The organism is Acidovorax sp. HMWF018 (assembly GCF_003061035.1).
GTDB classification, from domain to species: domain Bacteria; phylum Pseudomonadota; class Gammaproteobacteria; order Burkholderiales; family Burkholderiaceae_C; genus Acidovorax; species Acidovorax delafieldii.
Map to the genome: position 1 here is coordinate 19,783 of NZ_QAIM01000631.1, position 4,161 is coordinate 23,943.

The 4,161-nt window shown below is 63.7% G+C and carries 7 protein-coding genes; 1 reads left to right on the top strand and 6 read right to left on the bottom strand.

The window, feature by feature from the left end:
• Positions 1 to 131: 131 nt before the first annotated feature.
• Positions 132 to 506, bottom strand: coding sequence for a hypothetical protein (locus DBR23_RS26670; RefSeq protein ID WP_056063836.1), 375 nt, complete (start codon positions 504 to 506; stop codon positions 132 to 134).
• A 113-nt stretch (positions 507 to 619) separates the two neighbouring features.
• The gene (locus DBR23_RS26675) at positions 620 to 1,315 is read right to left on the bottom strand and encodes a Bax inhibitor-1/YccA family protein (RefSeq protein WP_015014565.1); all 696 of its coding nucleotides are present in this window, start codon (positions 1,313 to 1,315) and stop codon (positions 620 to 622) included.
• A gap of 222 nt (positions 1,316 to 1,537) precedes the next feature.
• Between DBR23_RS26675 and DBR23_RS26680 the strand changes: the two genes are divergently transcribed.
• Positions 1,538 to 1,945: a heme-binding protein gene (locus DBR23_RS26680; protein ID WP_015014564.1), complete on the top strand. Its 408-nt coding sequence runs from the start codon at positions 1,538 to 1,540 to the stop codon at positions 1,943 to 1,945.
• A 251-nt stretch (positions 1,946 to 2,196) separates the two neighbouring features.
• Here DBR23_RS26680 and hemP read toward each other — a convergent pair whose 3' ends face one another.
• The 4 genes from hemP to DBR23_RS26700 form a co-directional block, all read right to left on the bottom strand.
• Positions 2,197 to 2,421 (bottom strand): hemin uptake protein HemP, encoded by a 225-nt coding sequence (gene hemP / locus DBR23_RS26685; protein ID WP_056065088.1) that lies wholly within the window; start codon positions 2,419 to 2,421, stop codon positions 2,197 to 2,199.
• A 292-nt stretch (positions 2,422 to 2,713) separates the two neighbouring features.
• A complete protein-coding gene (locus tag DBR23_RS26690; protein WP_108500096.1) occupies positions 2,714 to 3,127 on the bottom strand; it encodes a biopolymer transporter ExbD in 414 nt (137 codons plus the stop codon).
• A 3-nt stretch (positions 3,128 to 3,130) separates the two neighbouring features.
• Entirely contained in the window at positions 3,131 to 3,847 is a 717-nt protein-coding gene (locus DBR23_RS26695; RefSeq protein ID WP_056063831.1) for a MotA/TolQ/ExbB proton channel family protein, read from the bottom strand.
• Between the two features lie 25 nt (positions 3,848 to 3,872).
• A partial coding sequence (locus DBR23_RS26700) for an energy transducer TonB (protein WP_233250769.1) occupies positions 3,873 to 4,161 on the bottom strand: 289 nt, incomplete at its 5' end.

Here is a 4,161-nt window from a genome sequence, read left to right on the forward strand (position 1 = left end):
ATGTTCCCGCACACGGCCCATGTGGAGAGCATGGCGGTGTTCGAGCGGGTCTGATCCGGTTGCCAGAAAGAGGCCTCAGGAAGGGGAGGGCGCAGCCCTCCGTCCCGCGGCCTTGCCTCCCCCGCGCAATATCAGCTGCGGTTGCGGCTGGCTGCGGGGTCGCGGGGTTCGGTTTCGATGTCGGGTGCGCGTTCGCTGCGTTCGGGCTTTTCCACCTTGCCCAGCACCGAGGGCGTGCCCTCGATCTTGTTCTCACGCATGTAGGCGTCCATGTCCTTCCAGCCTGCAAACACCGAGGCCTTGGAGGCCTTGGGGTTGAGGGTGTAGCAGTCTTCCAGCCCCCGCAGTGCGTGTCGGCAGGCACCGCCGATGGCCTTGGCCTCGGCATCGCGTTGGGCCACGCGCGGGTCAGGGCCCAGGCCCGGGATCTTGTCGCAGCCTGCAAGCAGCAACAGGCCCGCCAGAACCATCAGGCGCAATGCGGTGGAAGGGCTTTGTGGATACATGTACTTGCATTATCGGCACACTGGCCGCGCTATTGAGGCTTGATCCTGGGGCGCGACCCACAAAAAAGGCTCCCGAGGGAGCCTTTTGATGGAGGTCAAGGGACTGGCAGGGCTCAGTCGCGCTCGCCGCCCATGATGCCCAGCAGGGCCAGCAGGCTCTGGAACACGTTGAAGATGTCCAGGTACAGGGCCAGCGTGGCGCTGATGTAGTTGGTTTCGCCGCCGTCCAGGATCTGCTTCAGGTCATACAGCATGTAGGCGCTGAAGATGCCGATTGCCAGCATCGAGATCACCATCATGCCCACGCCGGAGCCGACGAACACGTTGATGATGCCGCCGACCATGAGCACCAGCGCGCCCACCATCAGCCACTTGCCCATGCCCGAGAGGTCGCGCTTGATGACGCTGGCTAGGCTGGCCATCACGAAGAACACACCGGCCGTGCCGGCAAAGGCCGTCATGATGAGGTCAGTGCCGTTCTTGAAGCCCAGCACCATGCCGATCATGCGCGACAGCATCAGGCCCATGAAGAACGTGAAGGCCAGCAGCACCGGCACGCCTGCGGCCGAGCGCTTGGTCTTTTCGATGGCGAACATGAAGCCGAACGCGCCGCCCAGGAACACGATCAGGCCCAGGCCGCCGGTCAGCGAGCGGGTGATGCCGGTGGCCACGCCGATCCAGGCGCCCAGCACCGTGGGGATCATGCTCAGGGCCAGCAGCCAGTAAGTATTGCGAAGCACCTTGTGGCGCTCTTCCTGCGAGATGCCATAGCCCGCAGAGTGGCCCAGGGTGGTGACTTGGTCATTCATCTTGTGTCTCTCCTTGTTGGCCTGCACGACGCAGACATCACAAATTCTAGGTGGTGATGCTTTTTTGCTTTGCAATGACCGCACCCGGTCACCTACTTTTGGTAAGGATACTTTCACCCTGGCTGAGGGCAACGGCGCCGGGGATGCCGGTATGCTCGGTTCTCTTTGCGTGCCGGGGCGGCCTGTGCGGCCCGGTTTCCTCTCCCACTTTCGGATCCTTTCATGAAAACCAAGCACGAACTCGAACTGGCCGACGTCAAGGCCGTGGCCGCTGCCGCCGAAGCCGAGGCCCTCAAGAACAACTGGGCCGTGACCATCGCCATCGTGGACGATGGCGGCCACCTGCTGTGGCTGCAGCGCCTGGACGGCGCCGCAGCAGTGTCATCGCACATCGCCCCTTCCAAGGCCCGCACGGCCGCTCTGGGCCGCCGCGAAAGCAAGGTCTACGAGGACGTGATCAACGGCGGCCGTACCTCGTTCCTGAGCGCGCCCACCATTGACGGCCTGCTCGAAGGCGGCGTGCCGATCATGAAGGACGGCCAGTGCCTGGGTGCCGTGGGCGTGAGCGGCGTGAAGTCCACCGAAGATGCACAGATCGCCCGCGCGGGCATTGCAGCCCTGGGCCTCTGATTCGGGGGCTCCCGGCAGGGAGTGTGGTTGCTATTATTTTGATAGCTTCGAGCGCATGTTCCACTAGCGCATGGGGCTGAAAACGCTTCAAAACCCTCTGGCAGCATGAAAAAACCGGCCTGTGGGCCGGTTTTTTGTTGGCAGGATCGGGGGCGGCAAAAAAAGCCTGGCTACGCGGGAGCAAACCCGTTGGCTGGCAAAAACGACCCTTGCGAGCTTGTTGCAAGCCCGGGAGTCGCCCCACGATGAAACTATTTGGTCAGGATGAGCTTGCCCAGCTTGGTGGCCTGCAGGCGGTACACCGAGCCGTTGTGGCTGATGGCGACGGTCTTGTGCCCTTGCAGCAGCACGCTGCTGTCCAGTGCAGCAGTGGCGCAATGCGCACCGGACGACGGGGCCTCGCCAGATGCCGAGGCGTCTGCGGAGTCAGCCGGCACGGCGCGGCGGAGCGGGGCGGAAGTCAGGGAGGCTTGCATGGAGTTTTCCTGGGTCATTGCAGTGCGTTTTGTTAATGATAACGATTCGCAATTACAAGTCAAGCGAACGGTGTGTTTCTTTTTGTTCTTGGTTCCGCCCTGCACCAGGTGCAAAGGCGAGGCGTTGAGCAGCGCCCAGGGCGCGGGGCAAAGGTCCGTGCGCCCTAGGCGCCGTGCAGGGGGCTGCGAGCCGCTGCACGGGCCCTGCGTTCCCTGGCGCCTGCCAGAGCGCCCAAGACGGGTGGGCTGGCCAGGATGCGCAGGGACCGGGCCGGTGATTTTCGCCGTGTCTTTACTGGCCCTGCGGGTCGGTCACAAACCCGATCTTGCGCACGCCAGCGCGTTGCGCGGCCGCCATGGCCTGGGCCACGAATTCGTAGCGCACGTTCTTGTCGCCACGGATGTGGAGGTCTGACTGGGGCTCCTTGGCAGCCTCGGCCTGCAGGCGGGGGAAGAGTTCTTCTTCCGACACCTGGGACTCGTTCCAGAAGAACTTGCCATCGGCCGACACCGACAGGCGCACGGTCTCGGGCTTGACGTTCTCGGGCTGGTTGGTGGCGCGGGGCAGGTCCACGTTCACCGCGTGTTTCATCACCGGCACGGTGATGATGAAGATGATGAGCAGCACCAGCATGACGTCCACCAGGGGCGTCATGTTGATCTCGTTCATCACGTCATCGGTGTCGTCTTGGGTTCCAAAGGCCATGGCTTAGCCGCCTTTCTTCATGGGCAGCACCTTGCCGGGCTCGCCAGCGTTCACGCGGGCGCCGGTCACAAAGTAGGCGTGCAGGTCATGGGCAAAGCTGTTCAGGCCATTCAGAATGGACTTGTTGCCGCGCACCAGCGCGTTGTAGCCCAGCACCGCCGGGATGGCCACGGCTAGCCCCAGGGCGGTCATGATCAGCGCTTCACCGATGGGGCCGGCCACCTTGTCGATGGTGGACTGGCCCGAGGTGCCGATGGCCAGCAGGGCGTGGTAGATGCCCCACACGGTGCCGAACAGGCCGATGAACGGGGCGGTGGAGCCCACCGACGCCAGGATGGCCAGGCCCGAGGACAGGCGGGCGGTGAACTCGTCGATGCAGTTGCGCAGGCAGCGGGTCACCCAGTCGCTCACGTCCAGGCTGTCGTGCAGGTGGGCCTTGGTGTTGCGGTGGTGGGCGGTGGCTTCGCGGCCTTCCAGCGCCAGGTGGCGGAAGGGGTTGGTCGGGTCGGCGCCCAGCTTGGTCAGGCCCGCGGCAAAGTCCTCGCTGTGCCAGAAGTCCTGGGCGGCGCGGGCGTGTTTCTTGAACTTGATGATGTCCAGTGCCTTGATGAGGATGACGATCCACGAGGCCAGCGACATGGCCAGCAGCAGGATGGCGACGGCGCGGGTGACAAAGTCACCCTGGATCCAGACGTTGGCGATGCCGAATTGCGATTCCATGAAAACTCCCTGAGCGGTGATTGGTTTATTCGAGAACAAAGTTGACGGGGACGAGGTTCCACATGGCCTCGGGCACGCCGTTGCGTTTGCCGGGCACAAAGCGCCAGCGCATCACGGCGTCCTGGGCCTGGCGGTCCAGCCGGTCAAAGCCGCTGGACTTGTTGACTTCGACCTTTTGCGGCACGCCATCGGTGCCGATGAGCACCCTGAGCACCACCTTGCCTTGCTCGCCCATGCGTTTGCTGATGGCGGGGTAGCTGGGCTTGGGGTTGTTGAGATAGGCCGCGTCGCTGGACGGCAGCTCGATCTTGGGT

Excerpts from the sequence above, each read along its gene's own strand:
- hemP (WP_056065088.1), bottom strand. The coding sequence starts at position 2,421 with ATGCAAGCCTCCCTGACTTCCGCCCCGCTCCGCCGCGCCGTGCCGGCT.
- DBR23_RS26670 (WP_056063836.1), bottom strand. The coding sequence starts at position 506 with ATGTATCCACAAAGCCCTTCCACCGCATTGCGCCTGATGGTTCTGGCG.
- DBR23_RS26675 (WP_015014565.1), bottom strand. The coding sequence starts at position 1,315 with ATGAATGACCAAGTCACCACCCTGGGCCACTCTGCGGGCTATGGCATC.
- DBR23_RS26680 (WP_015014564.1), top strand. The coding sequence starts at position 1,538 with ATGAAAACCAAGCACGAACTCGAACTGGCCGACGTCAAGGCCGTGGCC.
- DBR23_RS26690 (WP_108500096.1), bottom strand. The coding sequence starts at position 3,127 with ATGGCCTTTGGAACCCAAGACGACACCGATGACGTGATGAACGAGATC.
- DBR23_RS26695 (WP_056063831.1), bottom strand. The coding sequence starts at position 3,847 with ATGGAATCGCAATTCGGCATCGCCAACGTCTGGATCCAGGGTGACTTT.